The organism is Parabacteroides caeci (assembly GCF_023656795.1).
Classification (GTDB): Bacteria; Bacteroidota; Bacteroidia; order Bacteroidales; family Tannerellaceae; genus Parabacteroides; species Parabacteroides segnis.
Genome location: NZ_JAMOKT010000034.1, coordinates 20,033 through 37,747 on the forward strand (window position 1 = coordinate 20,033; position 17,715 = coordinate 37,747).

19 protein-coding genes and 1 tRNA gene are annotated in these 17,715 nt (G+C 39.1%); 12 read left to right on the forward strand and 8 right to left on the reverse strand.

What is annotated here, in order from left to right; all coding sequences use genetic code 11:
• Nucleotides 1–89 precede the first annotated feature (89 nt).
• The 7 genes from NBH15_RS16690 (at nucleotide 90) to NBH15_RS16720 (ending at nucleotide 7,020) form a co-directional block, all read left to right on the forward strand.
• Complete coding sequence (locus tag NBH15_RS16690; RefSeq protein WP_250823123.1) at nucleotides 90–1,268, forward strand: tetratricopeptide repeat protein; 1,179 nt, start codon at nucleotides 90–92, stop codon at nucleotides 1,266–1,268.
• A gap of 67 nt (nucleotides 1,269–1,335) precedes the next feature.
• Nucleotides 1,336–1,749: a hypothetical protein gene (locus tag NBH15_RS16695; RefSeq protein WP_128134904.1), complete on the forward strand. Its 414-nt coding sequence runs from the start codon at nucleotides 1,336–1,338 to the stop codon at nucleotides 1,747–1,749.
• Between the two features lie 236 nt (nucleotides 1,750–1,985).
• Nucleotides 1,986–2,351, forward strand: coding sequence for a DUF3244 domain-containing protein (locus NBH15_RS16700; RefSeq protein ID WP_128134903.1), 366 nt, complete (start codon nucleotides 1,986–1,988; stop codon nucleotides 2,349–2,351).
• 19 nt (nucleotides 2,352–2,370) lie between these two features.
• Nucleotides 2,371–3,240: a DUF4848 domain-containing protein gene (locus NBH15_RS16705; RefSeq protein ID WP_128134902.1), complete on the forward strand. Its 870-nt coding sequence runs from the start codon at nucleotides 2,371–2,373 to the stop codon at nucleotides 3,238–3,240.
• A gap of 116 nt (nucleotides 3,241–3,356) precedes the next feature.
• On the forward strand, nucleotides 3,357–3,782 hold the full coding sequence (locus NBH15_RS16710) for a hypothetical protein (protein WP_128134901.1): 426 nt from the start codon (nucleotides 3,357–3,359) through the stop codon (nucleotides 3,780–3,782).
• Between the two features lie 9 nt (nucleotides 3,783–3,791).
• A complete protein-coding gene (locus tag NBH15_RS16715; protein WP_128134900.1) occupies nucleotides 3,792–4,727 on the forward strand; it encodes a DUF4249 domain-containing protein in 936 nt (311 codons plus the stop codon).
• A complete protein-coding gene (locus NBH15_RS16720) occupies nucleotides 4,720–7,020 on the forward strand; it encodes a TonB-dependent receptor (RefSeq protein ID WP_128134899.1) in 2,301 nt (766 codons plus the stop codon). Before NBH15_RS16715 ends, NBH15_RS16720 begins: the two co-directional genes overlap by 8 nt.
• 105 nt (nucleotides 7,021–7,125) lie before the next feature.
• Here NBH15_RS16720 and NBH15_RS16725 read toward each other — a convergent pair whose 3' ends face one another.
• Nucleotides 7,126–8,628 (reverse strand): glutamine synthetase family protein, encoded by a 1,503-nt coding sequence (locus NBH15_RS16725; protein ID WP_128134898.1) that lies wholly within the window; start codon nucleotides 8,626–8,628, stop codon nucleotides 7,126–7,128.
• 186 nt (nucleotides 8,629–8,814) lie between these two features.
• Between NBH15_RS16725 and NBH15_RS16730 the strand changes: the two genes are divergently transcribed.
• Together NBH15_RS16730 and NBH15_RS16735 are read left to right on the forward strand one after the other, a co-directional pair.
• Nucleotides 8,815–8,887 (forward strand) — tRNA-Trp (locus NBH15_RS16730).
• A 224-nt stretch (nucleotides 8,888–9,111) separates the two neighbouring features.
• Complete coding sequence (locus tag NBH15_RS16735) at nucleotides 9,112–9,315, forward strand: hypothetical protein (RefSeq protein ID WP_128134897.1); 204 nt, start codon at nucleotides 9,112–9,114, stop codon at nucleotides 9,313–9,315.
• Nucleotides 9,316–9,415: 100 nt separating this feature from the next.
• On the opposite strand, the gene map is transcribed toward NBH15_RS16735, so the two are convergent.
• From map to NBH15_RS16755, 4 genes are all read right to left on the reverse strand, one after another.
• A complete protein-coding gene (map, locus tag NBH15_RS16740; RefSeq protein WP_128134896.1) occupies nucleotides 9,416–10,267 on the reverse strand; it encodes a type I methionyl aminopeptidase in 852 nt (283 codons plus the stop codon).
• A gap of 84 nt (nucleotides 10,268–10,351) precedes the next feature.
• Nucleotides 10,352–10,882 carry a hypothetical protein gene (locus NBH15_RS16745; RefSeq protein WP_128134895.1) on the reverse strand — a complete coding sequence of 177 codons (531 nt, stop codon included), beginning with the start codon at nucleotides 10,880–10,882 and terminating at the stop codon, nucleotides 10,352–10,354.
• A complete protein-coding gene (locus NBH15_RS16750) occupies nucleotides 10,879–11,607 on the reverse strand; it encodes a T9SS type B sorting domain-containing protein (protein WP_250823124.1) in 729 nt (242 codons plus the stop codon). Before NBH15_RS16750 ends, NBH15_RS16745 begins: the two co-directional genes overlap by 4 nt.
• Nucleotides 11,600–12,220 (reverse strand): TetR/AcrR family transcriptional regulator, encoded by a 621-nt coding sequence (locus tag NBH15_RS16755; protein ID WP_128134894.1) that lies wholly within the window; start codon nucleotides 12,218–12,220, stop codon nucleotides 11,600–11,602. The genes NBH15_RS16750 and NBH15_RS16755 overlap by 8 nt, the downstream gene beginning before the upstream one ends.
• A gap of 225 nt (nucleotides 12,221–12,445) precedes the next feature.
• Between NBH15_RS16755 and NBH15_RS16760 the strand changes: the two genes are divergently transcribed.
• Nucleotides 12,446–13,327 (forward strand): HEPN domain-containing protein, encoded by an 882-nt coding sequence (locus tag NBH15_RS16760; RefSeq protein WP_128134893.1) that lies wholly within the window; start codon nucleotides 12,446–12,448, stop codon nucleotides 13,325–13,327.
• A gap of 62 nt (nucleotides 13,328–13,389) precedes the next feature.
• Nucleotides 13,390–14,223: an endonuclease VIII gene (locus NBH15_RS16765; RefSeq protein ID WP_244051252.1), complete on the forward strand. Its 834-nt coding sequence runs from the start codon at nucleotides 13,390–13,392 to the stop codon at nucleotides 14,221–14,223.
• 2 nt (nucleotides 14,224–14,225) lie between these two features.
• On the opposite strand, the gene NBH15_RS16770 is transcribed toward NBH15_RS16765, so the two are convergent.
• Nucleotides 14,226–14,588 (reverse strand): type II toxin-antitoxin system RelE/ParE family toxin, encoded by a 363-nt coding sequence (locus NBH15_RS16770; protein ID WP_250823125.1) that lies wholly within the window; start codon nucleotides 14,586–14,588, stop codon nucleotides 14,226–14,228.
• On the reverse strand, nucleotides 14,585–14,878 hold the full coding sequence (locus NBH15_RS16775) for a hypothetical protein (RefSeq protein WP_128134892.1): 294 nt from the start codon (nucleotides 14,876–14,878) through the stop codon (nucleotides 14,585–14,587). Before NBH15_RS16775 ends, NBH15_RS16770 begins: the two co-directional genes overlap by 4 nt.
• Nucleotides 14,879–14,966: 88 nt before the next feature.
• Between NBH15_RS16775 and NBH15_RS16780 the strand changes: the two genes are divergently transcribed.
• Nucleotides 14,967–15,557: a nitroreductase family protein gene (locus NBH15_RS16780; protein ID WP_199676351.1), complete on the forward strand. Its 591-nt coding sequence runs from the start codon at nucleotides 14,967–14,969 to the stop codon at nucleotides 15,555–15,557.
• A gap of 76 nt (nucleotides 15,558–15,633) precedes the next feature.
• On the opposite strand, the gene NBH15_RS16785 is transcribed toward NBH15_RS16780, so the two are convergent.
• The gene (locus tag NBH15_RS16785; protein WP_441342888.1) at nucleotides 15,634–17,694 is read right to left on the reverse strand and encodes a glycoside hydrolase family 2 protein; all 2,061 of its coding nucleotides are present in this window, start codon (nucleotides 17,692–17,694) and stop codon (nucleotides 15,634–15,636) included.
• Between the last annotated feature and the right edge of the window lie 21 nt (nucleotides 17,695–17,715).

Sequence of the window (17,715 nt, forward strand, 5' to 3'; positions counted from 1 at the left end):
TTATGATGATATTTATACTTTTGCGTCGAGTTTCGCGCAGATTGGAGAAAAAATTTAACTCAGAGTTTATCTGGTCATTATAATATTTTATGAAACTAGTATTTCTATTCTTATCAATCTTCTCATTATTCTCATGCAAAGATGAGTGTACTCAAAAGGACATTCTCAACAAATCGGAAACTTTATTGAGAACAGATCCAGATAGTGCTTATGCACTGTTAAACAGCATTCCTAACCCTGCACAAATGAGCGACAAGCAACTGGCCAGATGGTGTATGCTTGTAGGTGAAAGTGCAGATAAAATATACGAAGATATGCCCTCTTCGAATCTGGTAGTCGAGGCACAAACTTGGTACAAAAAACATGGTACAGCAGAAGAGCAGGCACGCATCAGTCTGTTTTTGGGCCGTTCGTATGTAGAAAATAAGGAATTTGAAAAAGCCATGACGATTTATATGGAAGCTCTTGAAGCGGCGAGTACAAACCGGGTATACAATCAAGCAGGATACCTCTCTTCCTACATCGCCGATTTATATCTTTTTAAAGATATGCCGGGTGAAGCACGAAAGAAGAATATAGAAGGAGCCGATTATTTTCTGAAAGCCGGCAATAAACGTAGCTATGCATTGGCATTAAGGGATATTGCTTATACATGGTCAAGAGTAGATTCCGTAAACAAAGCGTTATGGTATATGACAAAAGCTGATACTATTGTGTCTGAATTAAATGATCGTAAAGCTATGGCCTCTATTGCGAACGGACTTGGTAATTTATATGAAATGAAAGGAGATTATCAGAAAGCTGAAGAGAATTATCTGCAGTCTTTAGATGTTAATAAGAAGAACAACAAATCTACCTATCTGGCTTTAAGCAGTATGTATACCCAAAGTGGTAATCTGGAAAAAGCTGGCTTTTATTTAGAAAAAGCCAAAATTCATATGAAAGAGGCAAATGTCTCGGCCGGTATTATTTATCAGCAGTATTTGTTAGCAAAAGCCAGTAATCATATTGAAGATGCACTGAATTATCTTGAACAATACGATGCTGCATGCGATTCTGTTACAAGCATGCAAAATGAATCAGATATCCTTAAGATAGAAAAAAAGTATCAGCAAGAAAAAATTCTAAAAGAAAATAGTCAACTACATATAGCCAAACAAAGGAATTTTATCCTGGTTATCCTCCTTATTATCATCTGCTTGGTCATTTTATATATTTTTCAAATTAAGTTAAGAAAACAACGAAAAAAATATATGAACAACAAATAACATTAGATAATAATAAATTGGCAATGAACAAATTGAACAACAAAATAAATTAGAAGAACAACAAAAATTGTATGAACAACAAAAAACAGAATTAGAACAGATAAATAATGAGATAATGCAGGTGCGCAAAGAAAAATTATTCGCATCATCTATAGCTAAAAAGATAATCAAATTATCTAAATCAGTAAAAGCAGGAACGAATACATCACCGCTCACAGCGAAAGACTGGGGTATTATACAAGCACAAATAGATGAAATATACATTTCCTTGCCTCAACTTTTAAAAAATGAAATCTTATCATTCACTCCAGCTGATATAGAATGTTGTTATCTTAGCTTTTTTGATTTAGATCCGCAAGCCGAAGCCATTCTCTTGAACATAAATCCGGACTCTGCAAGTCGACGTCGTTCACGATTACGTAAAAAATTAGATATAATAGGTGAAGACAAGTCCCTTCATGAATTTTTGACTAAACTTTGAGCTATAAAAACATGCTTTCAGAGCCATAGTACTCTCTTTGTCTATAAATCTAACCATCCAAAGGACACCACCATACACACCTGTAATTCAATTATTTACTAAACACCTTGTACAATTACTAATTTGTAAACAGCTGATAATCAGCACCCGTTTGTACATATGTATTTAGCCTTTTGTCTTTGCTCTTCTCTTCGGTCCAACTACCTTTGCCTCAGAAAATCAAAAATAAAACAAGTATGAAGATTTTTAGATTATTATTAATTGTGGTTTGTCTAATACCCCCTTTCTCTGGATTTGCAAAAAGGAACATAAAAGTACAAGAGAAAGAGAATAAAAATGAAAGATCAATTGAAGCAATCACTCCCATTGAAGCCTGGCTCGAAGATAGCAGCAAAGAGATAGTATTCCAATTCTATTGCAATCTCGGCCCTGTGATAATTACGGTTACCAATCATTCGGGTAAAACTATTTATGAAGAAATAGCTGATACCGATACTATGTCTTCCCTACATATTTATCTGGATAATTTATCCAAAGGAGAATATATGTTATCTATAACAACTAGTAATAATATATTATATGGAGATTTTTCTATTTATTAATATTTAAACAACAAAATGTATGAAAAACTTATTTTTATTCTTTGCTTGTAGTGTAATTATTTTTACATCTTGCTCTGAAGATTCGGAAAATTTACCAAAAAACACCAATGAAAAGGTTATTACCAAATCTTCGAATATTGAAGATAATCAAATGCTACAATTTGAAAACATGGATTCATTTAAGGCAACTTTGAACAAACTAAAAAGTATGTCAAAAGAAGAAGTTCTTTCGTGGAGTAAAGCCAATGAATTTGTATCAATGTACAAATTATTCACAGAGGTGGACAGTCGTATTGATAATGTAAAAGATGCTGAAGAGTACAAAAACTTAAGAAAAGAGTATTCCTCTACTTTTATTTTCAACGATGAAGATTATTACGATTTGACAATGTATTTACCTACAAAGGACTGGGAATACTCAAAAATCATTAATACACAAGGAGAAGTGATAATTGGAGGTGAAATACATTCTTTTAAAGATTTGCAAGATTATAATGATTACAAAACAGCGAATGGAAACACTATGTCTAGATCTTTTGAAGATCAGGAAATAACGGTATTTGCAGATGAAATTGTTATAAATCAGTGTGGATTAACCAGTAATCACAAAAAAAGAAAATTTCATGTTAAATCAAACTGGGATAGTCTCCGAGGCTGCGTAGCATTCAGCTTAAATGCTTCTTCAAAGTTCTTATGGGGATGGAAAGCTTTATCCACAAAATACTATTGTACAGGTTTGGGGCCACAATATAAACCTCTTTGGGAAACTAATGAGATACCAAGTGGTTCAACCTATTGGGTTCCTAACTTTCCTAGAAGTGGAGATTTCTATATTTATACCAGAAGCTTTGGTCCAGAGGGACGTCAGCTTCTAAGAGTAAGAGTTTGACATTACTTTGTTGGAGTGGATTCAAAAAATCCACTCCAATTTCAAAACAAGAACTCAGTTCAATAGGGTTTTTTCTAATTTTCACGTCATATAAATATATCAATTAAAAAAAGAAGATGAAAACAGTAAGTTTATTTAGTTTCGTTATGATGATTTTCGTAATGATGAGTTGTGAGAAAGAAGCATTTGATTCTATGAGTTTAGGTATTAGTTCAAATATACCAAAAGAGTATCAGGTCCGAAGAGCAGATAAGGACACATTGGATATAGAATTTATATCAATGCTAGTCCCAGATTTTGAACGTACAGTTGATTTTTCGGTAGAACTGCCAGACAAAGACTCAGAAAATATATGTAATTTTATACATAAAAATCTGGTAATCCCTGCGAATACAGAGAAATTCAATAATAAATTAATTATTGACAATAAAATGTTGTCCGAGAAAAAGAAGGTGCTACTCCATATAGGGATGAAAGGAAAAGGAGCTTTCGTGCTCAACACAATCGAACTGACTATCATTCCTTTACAAACAGAAGAATAAAAAAATGAAATGGACAGATTTTATATTTTATTCCTATTGATCTGCTTTTCAGCTTGTACAGTCGATTATATTCCTGGAAAATCCGAAATAACGGAATCGGATCGATTAGTGGTGAACTGTTTGCTTAATCCGAAAAAAAAGATACAGGTCTACTTATATTCCACCTACCGTATGAATACCGGTTATGCTTTCCGGGGAATTCAACATGCACAGGTAAAATTATTTGAAAACGACCGGGTCCTGTATGAAGATATCTGTCCGGATAGTGTACTGACTTTGGACCAGTATCCTTTGTCGCAGGCAACATATAAAATAGAAGTATCCTTGTCTCCTTATGAAACCATATATGCGGAAACGACTGTTCCAGATAGTATAACTTCACATTTCGAACGTTTTGTTTCTTCAAATGGACAGATGATCTATAGACTATCGGATTTCGAAGGAGATTTAGGATTATCCTCACTCTATATTACGGCTTATACCATTCATGATAATGATACTATCGATCAGTTTGATGAATATTTTGCCAACAATATTTTAATAGACAGAATAAACCGTCTGAACGATTCCGATATTATAGACGAAGAGATCGGTGCGGCTTATTATGAGGGATTTATGAGGATAAAAAATAAAAACATTACACAGGTGGATATGTTGAATTTTATTCCCAGAAAAGTGAATTATGCAGAGGATACAACTCCTCCTATTTATTCCGAGCCTCACAAAATCGAAGTAAAAGTCATTTCTGCAGCTCCCGAATACGATCAGTATTGCAAGACTTATTATCAGCAGTTATCAAAAATAATATATAGTAATGATATTTCTGCTATAACATATCAGCCTATACAAGTGTATTCTAACATCGAGAATGGTCTGGGTATTTTTGCAGGAATGAATGAGACAAGTCATTACATTCAGTTATTAAAGGAAAATGTAAATGAATAAAATATTACTGATATTTTTACTTTTGGGTTTAACAGGGAGGATATTTGCACAATATTCCGATAAAGAAATAATTATTCAAGGATATGTGTCGGATGCCTATTCGGGAGAAATATTATCCAACGCTCATATACAAATCGGAGAACAATCTTCCATAAGTAATAATTATGGATTTTACAGCATGAGAATAAAAGCCGGAACACTGAAACTACATGCTTCTTACATGGGATTTTCTTCTGTAATCAAGGATATTATAGTCGAAAGAGATACAACAATATCTGTTGCTCTGTATCCCGGACTCGAATTGCCCGAAGTTGTATTCCAGGTCAATAATAATAAAAAGGTTGAAAACAAAGGATTAGGAAACTTACGAATAAACTTATCTCAACTATCTGTTTCCCCTCTTTTTCTGGGAGAAAGGGATATAATAAAGACAATGCAGTTCATGCCGGGTGTTTCATCCGGTATGGAAGGTTCTTCCGGCCTGAATATAAGAGGCGGGACGAATGATCAGACACTCTATTTGATAGATGATGTACCTGTGTATAACCAGAATCATACATTTGGACTGATATCTATTTTTAATCCTGATATTTTACTAAGTGCAGATATGTATAAAGGTGGCATACCAGCTATTTATGGTAACCGGCTTTCGGGAGTCGCTTCTATTGAATTGAAAGAGGGGAATTACCAGACGTATCATCACTCAATAAATATCGGTACTCTGGCCGGAATCATTTCAACAGAAGGTCCTATTGTAAAAAATAAAATCTGTTACCTATTTTCTGCTCGCCGGTCATTCCTCGACTTATTAACGAACGCCTTTTTATCCATTCCGTCAAATGGGAACTGGAGTTCTTCTATGTTTGCTTTTTGGGATATAAACGGAAAAATATCATGGAAACTGACAGATAAAACCAAATTGTCGCTTGGTGTATTCAATAGCTACGATGATTTATACGGTCTGAATAAAAAGAAAGATATGCAGACCAGAGAGAAATCTAAAAATAAATTCGGAATGGGATGGAAAACACTTACTGCGTATGGTCGGTTGACATCCAATATCCGGCAGAACTGTTTTCTTTCATCCAGTGTTTATTATTCCCATTTGGGTAATTTTGATTATATGAATTTGCATACTCCAGCTATGCAAATCAAACAACAGGTCTCTTCCGAATTACAAGAGTTTGGCTGGAGGAATTCGTTGGAAAATAAGCTTTCAAATAACTTGAGCCTCTTTGGAGGCTTTGACTTTTCAGCTCAATTTTACTATCCGGAATATATGTTCAAGAATCAGAACGGTTTTCAGAATAACATGGAAAGCGGACAGAAAAATTTGTTTACCACTTCATTTTTTGTTTATTCTGAGATAAAAAATAAAAAAAGCATGTTGGTACCAGGTATACGGATGTCTGTTTTTCATAATGGAACGAGAACAAAACTGGTCATCGAACCTAGAATCAAATTATCTACTTTCATAAACGATAATAATAAAATTATGCTTGCTTATGACAGGATGTATCAGCCGATCCATTCTGTTAATGAGATGAATTATTCGATTAATACGGACTTCTGGATGCCATTCAGTGAGAATGTATTACCTAATTCAAACCAGATTTCAATCGGATGGAAGAATTATGCTATTCCTGATTTACTCTTTTCTATTGAAGGGTATTACAAAAAAATGAATAACCTTGTATTAATATCAAATCTTGAGCATTATCTCGATTTTCATACAGGTTATCAAACAGGCAAAGGGCAATCTACCGGTATCGAATTTCTGGGACAGTATAATAAAAATAAATTAACCACCTGGCTTTCTTATACTCTCTCTCATTCCAACAGACAGTTCAAAGGCAAAAAATATCCATTCAAATATGATGCACCTCATGATATTTCATTATTTGTCAGCTATGACATCTATGCAAAAGGGAAGATAAGAAATACATTGTCTGCCAATACGCAATATCGTTCAGGGATTCCTTATTACATCCCTGAAGTGTCTTATCCTAGTATGGGATTACCGACAACCAACGGTCCGTATAGCGGGTACCTTGAAAAGAGTATAAATTATATTCCGGATTATCCCAATATTCGCTTGAAAGATTATTTCCGCATGGATATTAATTTTACTATGGAACGACAACTGAAACATGGAACAAGTTGTTGGCAGTTTTCTTTATTGAATGCTACTGCCCGGAATAATCCTTATGCAGTATACAGAAAAGAAGGTAATTATAAAGCATTTGTCCTCATCCCTTTTCTGCCATCCATATCTTTTAAACGAAGTTTTTAATAATTACTATAAAAATAAAAGAGATAAAGATCGAATAAGTTTTATGATGTCAGATAACTGTCCTCAAAAAACTTATTCGATAAACTTTTATCCTTTTTCCAGCCTTTACCCGCAATGGAAATAAGTATTTACCAATCGAAGCATTCCTTCGGGGTCATTTTTCAAATCATCTCTCAGGGTAAAGTCGTTATAAGACTTCAACTTTTTGATTATACCGTCTATCATGCTCGGGCTAAACACATTATATTTCTCAAAGACAGCCCGTTGTTTTTGCAGACGTTCGGCCGAAGCAGCACAACTGTCGGGTAACTGGTCTAGAGTTTCCAGACGGGCCTTGTTTTCTTCCTGGTGGATATTCACATTTACATAAGTCTTTTCGGCTATTTCCAACGCATTTTCTATCTCAAAACCATGACGACAAGCGACAGCCAATCCAGCCAACAACTGATACAAATCGGCAGAACCATCCGGCGAACGCATCTCAACCGTCTGTTTCTGTGTCGTATCATAATGGCTTTCCGATTCCAGAGGGTTAGCCAATACACACATGTCTTTTTTTGCAGCCCAGCCTAAGGGGACACGTACCAATACCGAACGGTTCCGGTCGCCCCAGCAAACGTTTGTCGGAGCTTCCTGATGAGGAACCAAACGGAAGTAAGAGGTTGGATTCGTATTTCCGAACGCAGTAATCGAAGGAGCCAGTTGCATCATTCCGGCAATCGCTTTACGGGCTGTTTCAGACAAAGCACCGTCGGCCAACATCTGGTTTTTACCGTCTTTCATAATTCGCATATGAACATGCAAACCCGAACCGGCTTTTCCGACTGTAATCTTAGGAGCGAATGTGATATCCAGACCATAGCTATAAGCCAGATTACGAATTACCCATTTGGCAATCATCAACTGGTCGGCAGCTTCTTCCACTTTGGTTGGTAGAAACTCGATTTCGTTTTGCTCATATATCTTTCCGTTCAATGTAAAGTTACCGACTTCGGAATGACCATATTTAATCTGTCCGCCGGCCTGGGCAATATATTGCATGCACTGGGTACGGAATTCATTGAATTTGGCGAACGGGCCGGATTCATGATATCCGCGCTGGTCGGTTGCCGGGAATAATTCTTCCTCTTCCGCTATCACATAATACTCCAATTCGCCCATTGCCTGAAACTCCATGCCTGTTACTTCCGTAAAGGCTTTACTTGCCTTATGCAAGGTATATTCGGGAGAACTTTCCAACGGTTCGCCATCTTTATTAAAGAAGGAACAAAGCATAGTGATTGTCGGCAACTCGGCAAAAGGGTCGACGAAAGCTGTCCGGAAGCGGGGAATTACATACAGATCGCTACTGCCGGCTTCAATAAAAGAGAACAGGCTGGAACCGTCCACACGCTCACCACAGGTAAGGATTGCATTCAGATAGGCTGCATTATTAATAACAAAATTCAATGTTTTCAGACGGCCGTCTCCTGCCGGATACATAAAATTGACCATCTTGATTCCTTTTTCGCGGATAAAAGAAATAATATCCGCCTTTGTAAACTCAGATGAAGGTTTCTGCAAGAATTCGACTAAAAGATTCGAATTCATTTCTAATTCGTTTTCCATGTTTTGTTGATTGTATTTATACAATATAGATTTAATTATATTTTCTATAAGGTTTCAAAGATAAAAAAAGATATGACGATTGTTTCGCTTTTCGTTGGATTTTATCAGGTAAGTAAAAATAGAATTGCACTTTTTCTGAAAAAGCCTTGCATATTAAAAATAAAAACCTACCTTTGCACCCGCAATACGGAAGTAGCTCAGTTGGTAGAGCACTGGTCTCCAAAACCAGGTGTCGGGAGTTCGAGCCTCTCCTTCCGTGCAGAAGCGATACAACTTGTATCGCTTTTTTTATTTCCTTCCCTTATTTATTATGTAATTATCGTATATTGCACCCGATTTATCACCATCTAAAACAAAAGCGTTATGAATCTAATTAAATACATATTATTCTCCTGTTTTTCAATATGCTTGTTTACTTCTTGCGGAACAACCTTTAATAATGCCAAGAACGCAGATAACAATATACAAAAATTAGAATTGGGAATGACTAAAATAGAAGTTATTGCCATTATGGGGAAGACTTATAAAAGGCTCGAAGTCAAACAAACAGCAAAAGGCTATCAGGAAACGCTCGGATATGAGGACCTTCAGGATGGGCTATACCGTTTCAAATTACTGGATGGAAAACTTCAGGAATGGGATTATTTGCAACCCGACAGATGCAAGGAAAAACATTCGGATAAATAGTACTTACAAAACATATATGCTTTGATTACGAAACATATATGCTTTGCAAACAAAAGTCCCTTATTTTGATTTCAAAGGTCCCTTATCTTTGAATCGGTGTTTAGTCCGATAATATTTCCAGTCCGTTTTCACGCATCACGAATGTGTGTTCCCATTGGGCGGAAGGAAGTTCGTCGTCGGTTATTACCGTCCAGCCATCTTCTTCGGCAATATAAACACGATATGTACCCATATTAATCATCGGTTCAATCGTAAAGACCATTCCCGGGACCAGTAACATGCCGGTACCCTTACGTCCGAAATGAGTTACTTCGGGTTCTTCATGAAATTCCAGTCCTACCCCATGCCCGCACAAATCACGGACAACGGAAAAACCGTTCTTTTCCGCATGTTTCTGGATGGCATGACCTATATCACCTACAAAACCGAATGGCTTAGCTGCCTTCATTCCTATTTCCAGACACTCTTTTGCCACACGCACCAGTTTCTCTTCTTTAGGAGAAACCTTGCCAATCATAAACATTCGCGAAGCATCCGAATAATAACCGTCCAGGATTGTCGAAACATCCACATTGATAATATCTCCCTCCTTTAATATCTCTTTTTCGCTGGGGATACCGTGGCAGACCACTTCATTGATGGAAGTGCACACGCTCTTCGGGAATCCTTCAAAATTCAGCGGGGCCGGGATAGCACCGTGGTCAACCGTATAGTCATAGACCAGTTTATCTATTGCGGCTGTCGACATTCCGGCTTTTATTTCTTTTCCCACCAAATCGAGAATACCTGAATTTACAACCCCGCTTCTGCGGATACCTTCAATCTGTTCTTCTGTTTTAATCAATTTCCGGGAAGGTACCAAATGACCTTTATTCTGGAGGTAGAGAATCTTTTTATCCAATTCGGTAAGTGGCTGACCTTTGATAAGTTGCCAATTGTTTCTTTTTCTCATAAATCTTTGCTGTTATCGTTAGTAATAACACAACAAAGGTACGTTTGTTTTTCTTCTTTTCGGAAAAAACGAGTTTAATAAAGTTCAAAAAACAATCCCCAGCTTAAAGGAGAGGCTATGAAAACTCAACGATTCTTCATAGGAAGAATCAAGATAAGGGGTTGAATATTCTTGTAAGCGCTTTAAATCCTGCAATCCGTATCCCAGGGAAAACAACATCTCCTTATCAGACAATAAGTTCATCCGGATACCCACAGACGGGAACAAATAAAATCCTCCGTCCACTTTACTTGCCGGTGCAAAAGAATAGCCGGCCGCGCAATCCAGATACGGAGTGAACCTACCCGGTTTCAACAGGTTGAATTGTAGGTTTCCCGCCAAAGGAATCAGTGCTTCCTTATCATAAAGGGAAAATCCGGTTCCCACCCCGGCAGCAAAGCGGCTACTGAGAGAATACAACGCCCTGCCTTCCAATGCGAAAGGGACTGTCGAAGGAGTACTCATCGGAATACCCGTACTGACGGTTACCTGATACCGGACAGGGTTACATTCCCTCTGTCCTTTCGAAAAAAACGGTATCAGAAAGAAAAGCATGACAAATAGATATTGTTTCATGGCTGAATCGTTATGGTTATTTGTTCGACAATCTTCAAAGCGGAAGTCAGGGTGGAAGTATCCGTATATAGTTGCCCATTGCTTCCGTCAGGCGAACTATGGCCGATAAGGCTGGCGACATACGATGTAACGCCGGATGTCAGGTCGATATCTGCGGCATAAACAACAGCCGGTTGTCCGCTCCCTTCTTTTCCTCCCGAATAATTATCATCTCCCTCCTGAGCCGATTTGGGATAACTCTCATTAAAATCAGTCGAATGGTTGATTTCTATTTTTATACGGAACTGCTTCAGACCGCCTGCCGGTTGCATCTTCACATCGAATCCGGAATGCGGCGTAGCGCCGGTCAGACCGTCGGTGAAAGGTTCCTTTTTAGTCGGCAAATAAAGACCGTCGCCATATTTCACCCCACGGGAATAACACCAATGCGGCAATGCTTCTTTCTTTCTGTTCTTACCGGCCATCAGCCAGCTTTGAGTCGCAATCTTATGCGTCACATAGACAGTCGACAGATAATTTCCATCCTTATCTTCCAACCAGATTGCTATCTGGGGAGGATTCTTTCTACTGATTCCTAAAAACAAGGGAAAATCGTGCAACCATGATTCGCCTTTCTGCAAGGTAATCTTTAAGTCATTACTCTTATACTCAACCAAATCGTTGTTACAGGAGCAGCAGGCCAACAGTGCCATACAAGCTCCTAAAATAATTCCATACTTATGCATTTCTATAATTTTTAATCCAATTATCAATCAACAGGTCTATTCCTTTTTCCAATTCTTCCCAGCCGGTCTCACTCTGCAATTTGAAGCCGTTGTAGACCGGACAATTCTCTTCCAACATAACCAGATAAGTGATAGAAGATGTGAGAACCGTCGCTATAACGGCAATATCCGCTTTCGGCCAGTCCGTCAACCGGCTGACAGCATCGATCAGCCAGATACCCTTCGCCTCCCTCCTCTCACGCAATTCTTTGATTACTTTATTTTTGGCCGAAAGTTCCCAGCGATACAACCGCCTCAACGTATAACTGTTACGCAACATCGTGATTTGGTCACGAAACAGTTTCTTGACAAACTCCCCCAAGTTCGCCACTTCCGGCAGTTCCGGTTCCAAATTAATCCAGTAATCATTCCGTTCGATATAAGCAACAATCAATCCGTCCAGCGATTCAAAATAACGATAAATCAGCATTTTGGATAATCCGGCTTTGGCCGCAACCGCATTAATTCCCAGATTTTCGAAACCATCTTCTTCTATCAGGTCATCCACAGCCTTCAACAAAGCCAGCTCTGTCAACTCTCTGTTTTTATTCGTTCTTACTACTTCTTTTTCCATACTTTATATCTTTGTTACCACTCGGCAACAAAACTAAGTTACCAAACGGTAACATCAAAAGGAAAAGTAATTTATTTTAAATTCACCGGCAACTTTCTCCTCTGGTGGAGAAAACTGTTCCGCAACAACACCTCATCACAAAACACACAAATATCAATAGTAGGAATAAGAAACGGAAAAATCATGTATCTTTACCGATGTATAACATAAAAATTGGAATGCTAAATGAAAACGTCTTATTCCCACTTACCTGATTATGCAAAAAACGATTTGCAACAGATCGTCACTCTGATACTGGAAAGAGTGCCCCATTGCGAAATGATTATCCTGTACGGAAGTTACGCCAGGGGAACATTTGTGGAATATGACGAACGGGATGAATTCGGCATCCTCACTTCTTTTATGAGCGACTACGATCTATTGGTAGTTACCAGCAATGAAGACGTTCGTGAGGTAGGACATCTACTGGATACTGTGGATGACAAATATTATAAACGTCCCGACAACCAGGTTCCTATTCAATTTATCAACGACGATATAGAGAAATTGAACTCCGACCTGTCGGAAGGAAGATATTTCTATACCAGCATCCAAAAACAAGGGATTATGTTATACGACAGTGGAAATTACAAACTGGAACGTCCCCGAAAGCTGAACTTTCAGGAGATCACGCAACAGTCCCAAGAGTATTTTAACGAGAAGTTTGAAAAGGCTGGTTATTTCATAGATCACGCTTCTTTTGATTATGAAAAAGGAAGATATAATTTAGCTTCTTTCGATTTGCATCAAGCCTGTGAGAATTATTTCTATGCACTGCGTTTAGTCCATACCCTGAAAAACAGCAAGCAACATAACCTGTCAAAACTGTTAGGTGCAACCCATAAATATTCGCCCGAATTACAGAAAATCTTTCCCCGAAAGCCAAAGGAAGAAAAGCGATTATTTGAACTGCTCCGCCTGGCCTATGTAGAAGCAAGATATAATTCTAAATTCGTTGTCACCAAGGAGGAGATAGAAGCACTATTTCCTAAAGTAGAAAGGTTGCGCGATATAACCGAACAAATCTGTAAATCCCAAATCGAAACGTACAGGCAGATGGGGCAATAGTTATAGATATATTCGTATATTTACACTATAAAAATCATATATAACAAATTAACCTATTAAAAATGATAGAAGCACCGGAAGCCCTGATCCTGTCGGAACAATTAAATCAAACGATTAAAGGAAAGAGAATCTCTTTTGTCAGTGCCGGATATACCCCGCATAAATTTGTCTGGTATTATGGAGACCCTGCCGGTTACAGTGATAAGTTACTCCATAAAACTGTCGGAGAAGCACATGCTTACGGAGGGTTGGTTGAAGTGGAAATCGAGGATGTACGGTTACTTTTCGGAGACGGGATGAATATTTGTTATTATGCTCCCGGAAAAAAGCTGCCGGAAAAACATCAGTTACTGATTGCCTTCGAGGATGAAAGTTGTATCATGGGTTCTGCCCGAATGTACGGCGGAATCTGGTGTTTCCCGGCTGATTCTTTTGAATGTAATTTCTCCCCCTATCGTGATGGGGCACGAAGCAAACCGCAGGTTCTTTCCGATGCTTTCAACAAAACCTATTTCCTGAGCCTGATAAACAGCGAAGAAAAACAAAAGAAAACAGCCAAAGCATTCCTGGCCACCGAACAAACAATCCCAGGTCTGGGAAACGGTGTTTTACAGGATATTCTCTTCAAGGCTCGTATCCATCCTAAAACACGCATCAGCACATTATCGGATAAACAGAAAGACACTTTGTTTCATTGCGTTAAAGATACGCTTCAGGATATTTATCTAGCCGGCGGCCGCAATTCTGAAACCGACCTGTTCGGTAAGAAAGGAGGTTATATTCCCATTTTATCTAAAAATACCGTCGGAAAACCATGTCCGGTCTGCGGAGAAAATATACGGAAGGAAAATTATTTAGGAGGAAGTATTTATTATTGCTTCGAATGTCAGAAATAAGGTTAGCCGTAAGGTTCCATATCTTCACACACCCAATCGGAAGTATGTTCTATTGTATAACGCAACTTTTCCGGTTTCTGGTGAGTTCCAAAAAACATGGCTATTTTTATAGCACCATCTTCTATCCAGTAAATGATTTTCAAATTCGAATGCTGAACAAAAGTACGGAAACATTGAGGATAATCCTGCAATGTTGGTTCTATATATCCTAAACCCGGAAAATCAGTTAAAACTTGAAGACAATCTTTTATTGAAAAGTAAATTTGATTGGCTCTTGATGTTCCATACAAAATCTGATTAAAATCTTTCAGTTCCTTTAATTGCTTTTTAGCCAACGGAGAGATAATACGTTTCAACTTTTTCATCTATTTCTAGCCTCCTCTTCAATGCCCCATTCTTTTTCCAACTCAGCAAAAACCTCATCGGCATCCAGCATCTTTCCGTTCCGGTCATCTTCCAACACCTGATCTATCAAACTACGAAAATGGGCTACCGAACGAATTTGCATACTTTCAGGACAGGATAATGGCTCACGCGCTCCTTGCTGATAAGTAAAAATCTGATCTTCCAAAGAAATCAGCAACTCCTCATCTTCTATCTGGCTGATCTGTTTTATCAGATCTTCCCGACGTCTGTTTATTGAATTGGTTGACATAATATGAACTATTAACGTGATTTACAAAGGTAGTAATAATATGATTCGATTCCGGATTTTTTTCCAAATCAATTCGTATGTTTGCAATATGAAATGGAAATATTCTTTTATCGTATTATTATCTGCTTTGATTGCCTGTAATAACAATACGGAATCTAAAGACAATAAAGAGGTTAATGAAACATTGGAGACAATCTTCAACCGCAAAAGCGTACGCAAATACACTGAACGTCCGGTTGAAAAAGAGAAACTGGAGACACTGGTACGTGCAGGAATGGCCGCCCCTTCTTCCAGAGACCGCCGTCCATGGGAATTTATCATCGTAACAGACCGGGACATTCTGGATACAATGGGAGACGGACTCCCTCTGGCTCGTATGTTAAAAGAGACCAAGCAAGCTATTATCGTTTGCGGAGATACAGCGAAGTCCAATAACGCCTGGCAACTGGACTGTTCCGCTGCCGCACAAAACGTATTACTGGCAGCCGAATCTTTGGGACTGGGAGCCGTCTGGACAGCAGCTTATCCGTATCCTGAACGGATGAAAGTAGTTCGGGAGGCTTTACACTTACCGGAACACATCGTTCCGCTGACTGTCATTCCGGTAGGCTATCCGACAGGCATTGAAAAGCCCAAAGACAAATTCAATAAGAAACAAATGCACTATAACGGATGGTAAAAAAGACTCCCGGTGCTATCCTGCCGTCTGACAGGAAACACCGGGAGTTTCATTTATCGTTTAGTTCAGAGAGAGATCAGAATCCGGCATGTTCTTCCTTGTTCACCGACTGGTCCGAATCACGTTTCTTCTCGCCATTATATACCCACTCGATTTCATCTTCGTACGTCTTGCCGTTTTTCACAACAACCGTCTTTACGATATTTTTGCCCATATCGAGCGTAATGTTATCTATAATATAATGTACGGGCGTATAACCTTCACGGATACCGGTCAGTTCCTTTCCGTTCAGATACACTTTCGGCGTACCGATATTTGAATAAACAGTCACAGACGTTTCCTTTTTCTCACGGTCCCAGTTACGACGTTGAGTCAGATACAGTACAGGTTCTTTGCTCCAGTTTGCCTTGTACCAGAAATAAGAATCTTTCTTTATTTTACGGTCGAATGTTACCAGACCTTTCATATTACGTGCCGGAACACCGCCACGCACCCACATCGGAGCACAGAAATCAAACGTATTCCAAAGATAAGAAGCAATGATATACGGATGGGCAGCGATCACACTCCACTGATATTCGTGCGTTTTGGTAGCGAATGTTTCGGGATAGAACTCTTTCGTCCAGTTCAGCGCATCTCCCAGATACTCCGTCTGATGATTCAGGTTGGCATCTGCACCATATTCGGTCAGCATCAGTTTCTGATGCGGATATTCTTTCTCCAGATTCTCCACCCAGGGTTTGATATCCTGTATTTTCTTTTCATACCAACCGAAATAGCGGTTCATACCCTGAATATCGGCAACCAGGTTAACCGGATGCTCCATATGTCCGTATCCGTTCACCGAAACCGTATAACGGTCCGGGTCTTCCGTTTTAGCCAGGTCATGCAAAGACTGGGTCAGTTCTTTTGTATATTGGTGCGGCTGATATACCTCATTATGCAATCCCCACACATAGATAGAAGGATGATTGAAGCTCTGGCGGATCATTTCACGCAACTGGTTACGGCAATTCTCCGCTTCCTGCCCGGTCACACGGTTTACAAACGGTATCTCCGCCCAAATAATCAACCCCAGACTGTCACAACGAGAATACAGATAATCGGATTGCTGATAGTGGGCAAAACGAACGGTTGTCGCACCGACATCCATAATCGTAGCCAGGTCGAAATCATGGTTTTCGTTCTTCAAGGCACTTCCCAGCCCCCACCAGTCCTGATGACGGGTAACACCATACATCGGATATTTCTCACCATTCAGATAGAAACCTTTGCCGGCAACAATTTCATATTTACGCAACCCCAACGGCTGTACCATTTCATCAATCACCTGTCCGTCTTTAATCAAACGGCTGACAACCTTATACAGATAAGGATTTTCACGCCCCTGCCACAAAGTCGGTTTCTTTATCGTAAAAGAAGATTCATAGGCCTGCTCACCCTGTGCCGACAGTTCGAAAGACTGGCTATGGGTAGCCACCTGCTTTCCTTCCTGATCGTAAATCGTATTCTGCAAAGTAACAGGAGCGGGTTGCAGAGTTCCGTTGTCGAGCTTTACCTTCACTTTTACATCTGCCTGTTTCTTCGATACATTCTTCTGGGTGATATAAACACCGGGAGATGCACAATCGGTCACACTTATATTATACGGTTCAGTGACAACCAGCCACACCGGACGATAGATACCGCCATATACGCCAAACAAATTATGATTAACAGGGATCACATCGGGACGTGATTTATTATCCGCTTTCACGATAATCTCATTCTCCTCTCCAGCCTTCAATAGCGGACTGATCTCACAGGCAAAAGCAGAATATCCGCCTTTATGGGAAGTAGCCAGCATGCCGTTCACAAAAACTTCTGCACAGGAGCCGACTCCCTCAAACCGTAAAAAGACACGTTTATCTTTCAGTTCAGCCGGGAAGAAATATTGTTTTTTATAATAAGCCGCCCCTTCATAAAAACTATTGGCCTGTACCTGCATATCTTTTGCATTCCAGGTATGAGGGATTTCAACTTCCGACCATCCCTTATCCCATTTCGGGGCATTGATAGCCAGTTCCTTTTCCGCCGGAGCTTTTTTAAATGACCAGCCGGAATTAAATGATTCGACTTTCCGGCCTTCCGCCTGCATGGTCATTAATCCCAGACAGGC

What these genes read in the sequence shown, in the direction of transcription:
- NBH15_RS16725 (WP_128134898.1), bottom strand. Translation starts at nt 8,628, where the DNA reads ATGGAAAACGAATTAGAAATGAATTCGAATCTTTTAGTCGAATTCTTG.
- NBH15_RS16715 (WP_128134900.1), top strand. Translation starts at nt 3,792, where the DNA reads ATGGACAGATTTTATATTTTATTCCTATTGATCTGCTTTTCAGCTTGT.
- NBH15_RS16770 (WP_250823125.1), bottom strand. Translation starts at nt 14,588, where the DNA reads ATGAAAAAGTTGAAACGTATTATCTCTCCGTTGGCTAAAAAGCAATTA.
- NBH15_RS16710 (WP_128134901.1), top strand. Translation starts at nt 3,357, where the DNA reads ATGAAAACAGTAAGTTTATTTAGTTTCGTTATGATGATTTTCGTAATG.
- NBH15_RS16705 (WP_128134902.1), top strand. Translation starts at nt 2,371, where the DNA reads ATGAAAAACTTATTTTTATTCTTTGCTTGTAGTGTAATTATTTTTACA.
- NBH15_RS16780 (WP_199676351.1), top strand. Translation starts at nt 14,967, where the DNA reads ATGAAATGGAAATATTCTTTTATCGTATTATTATCTGCTTTGATTGCC.
- NBH15_RS16755 (WP_128134894.1), bottom strand. Translation starts at nt 12,220, where the DNA reads ATGGAAAAAGAAGTAGTAAGAACGAATAAAAACAGAGAGTTGACAGAG.
- NBH15_RS16690 (WP_250823123.1), top strand. Translation starts at nt 90, where the DNA reads ATGAAACTAGTATTTCTATTCTTATCAATCTTCTCATTATTCTCATGC.
- NBH15_RS16765 (WP_244051252.1), top strand. Translation starts at nt 13,390, where the DNA reads ATGATAGAAGCACCGGAAGCCCTGATCCTGTCGGAACAATTAAATCAA.
- NBH15_RS16760 (WP_128134893.1), top strand. Translation starts at nt 12,446, where the DNA reads ATGAAAACGTCTTATTCCCACTTACCTGATTATGCAAAAAACGATTTG.
- NBH15_RS16720 (WP_128134899.1), top strand. Translation starts at nt 4,720, where the DNA reads ATGAATAAAATATTACTGATATTTTTACTTTTGGGTTTAACAGGGAGG.
- NBH15_RS16750 (WP_250823124.1), bottom strand. Translation starts at nt 11,607, where the DNA reads ATGCATAAGTATGGAATTATTTTAGGAGCTTGTATGGCACTGTTGGCC.
- NBH15_RS16735 (WP_128134897.1), top strand. Translation starts at nt 9,112, where the DNA reads ATGACTAAAATAGAAGTTATTGCCATTATGGGGAAGACTTATAAAAGG.
- NBH15_RS16785 (WP_441342888.1), bottom strand. Translation starts at nt 17,694, where the DNA reads ATGCAGGCGGAAGGCCGGAAAGTCGAATCATTTAATTCCGGCTGGTCA.
- NBH15_RS16745 (WP_128134895.1), bottom strand. Translation starts at nt 10,882, where the DNA reads ATGAAACAATATCTATTTGTCATGCTTTTCTTTCTGATACCGTTTTTT.
- NBH15_RS16700 (WP_128134903.1), top strand. Translation starts at nt 1,986, where the DNA reads ATGAAGATTTTTAGATTATTATTAATTGTGGTTTGTCTAATACCCCCT.
- map (WP_128134896.1), bottom strand. Translation starts at nt 10,267, where the DNA reads ATGAGAAAAAGAAACAATTGGCAACTTATCAAAGGTCAGCCACTTACC.
- NBH15_RS16775 (WP_128134892.1), bottom strand. Translation starts at nt 14,878, where the DNA reads ATGTCAACCAATTCAATAAACAGACGTCGGGAAGATCTGATAAAACAG.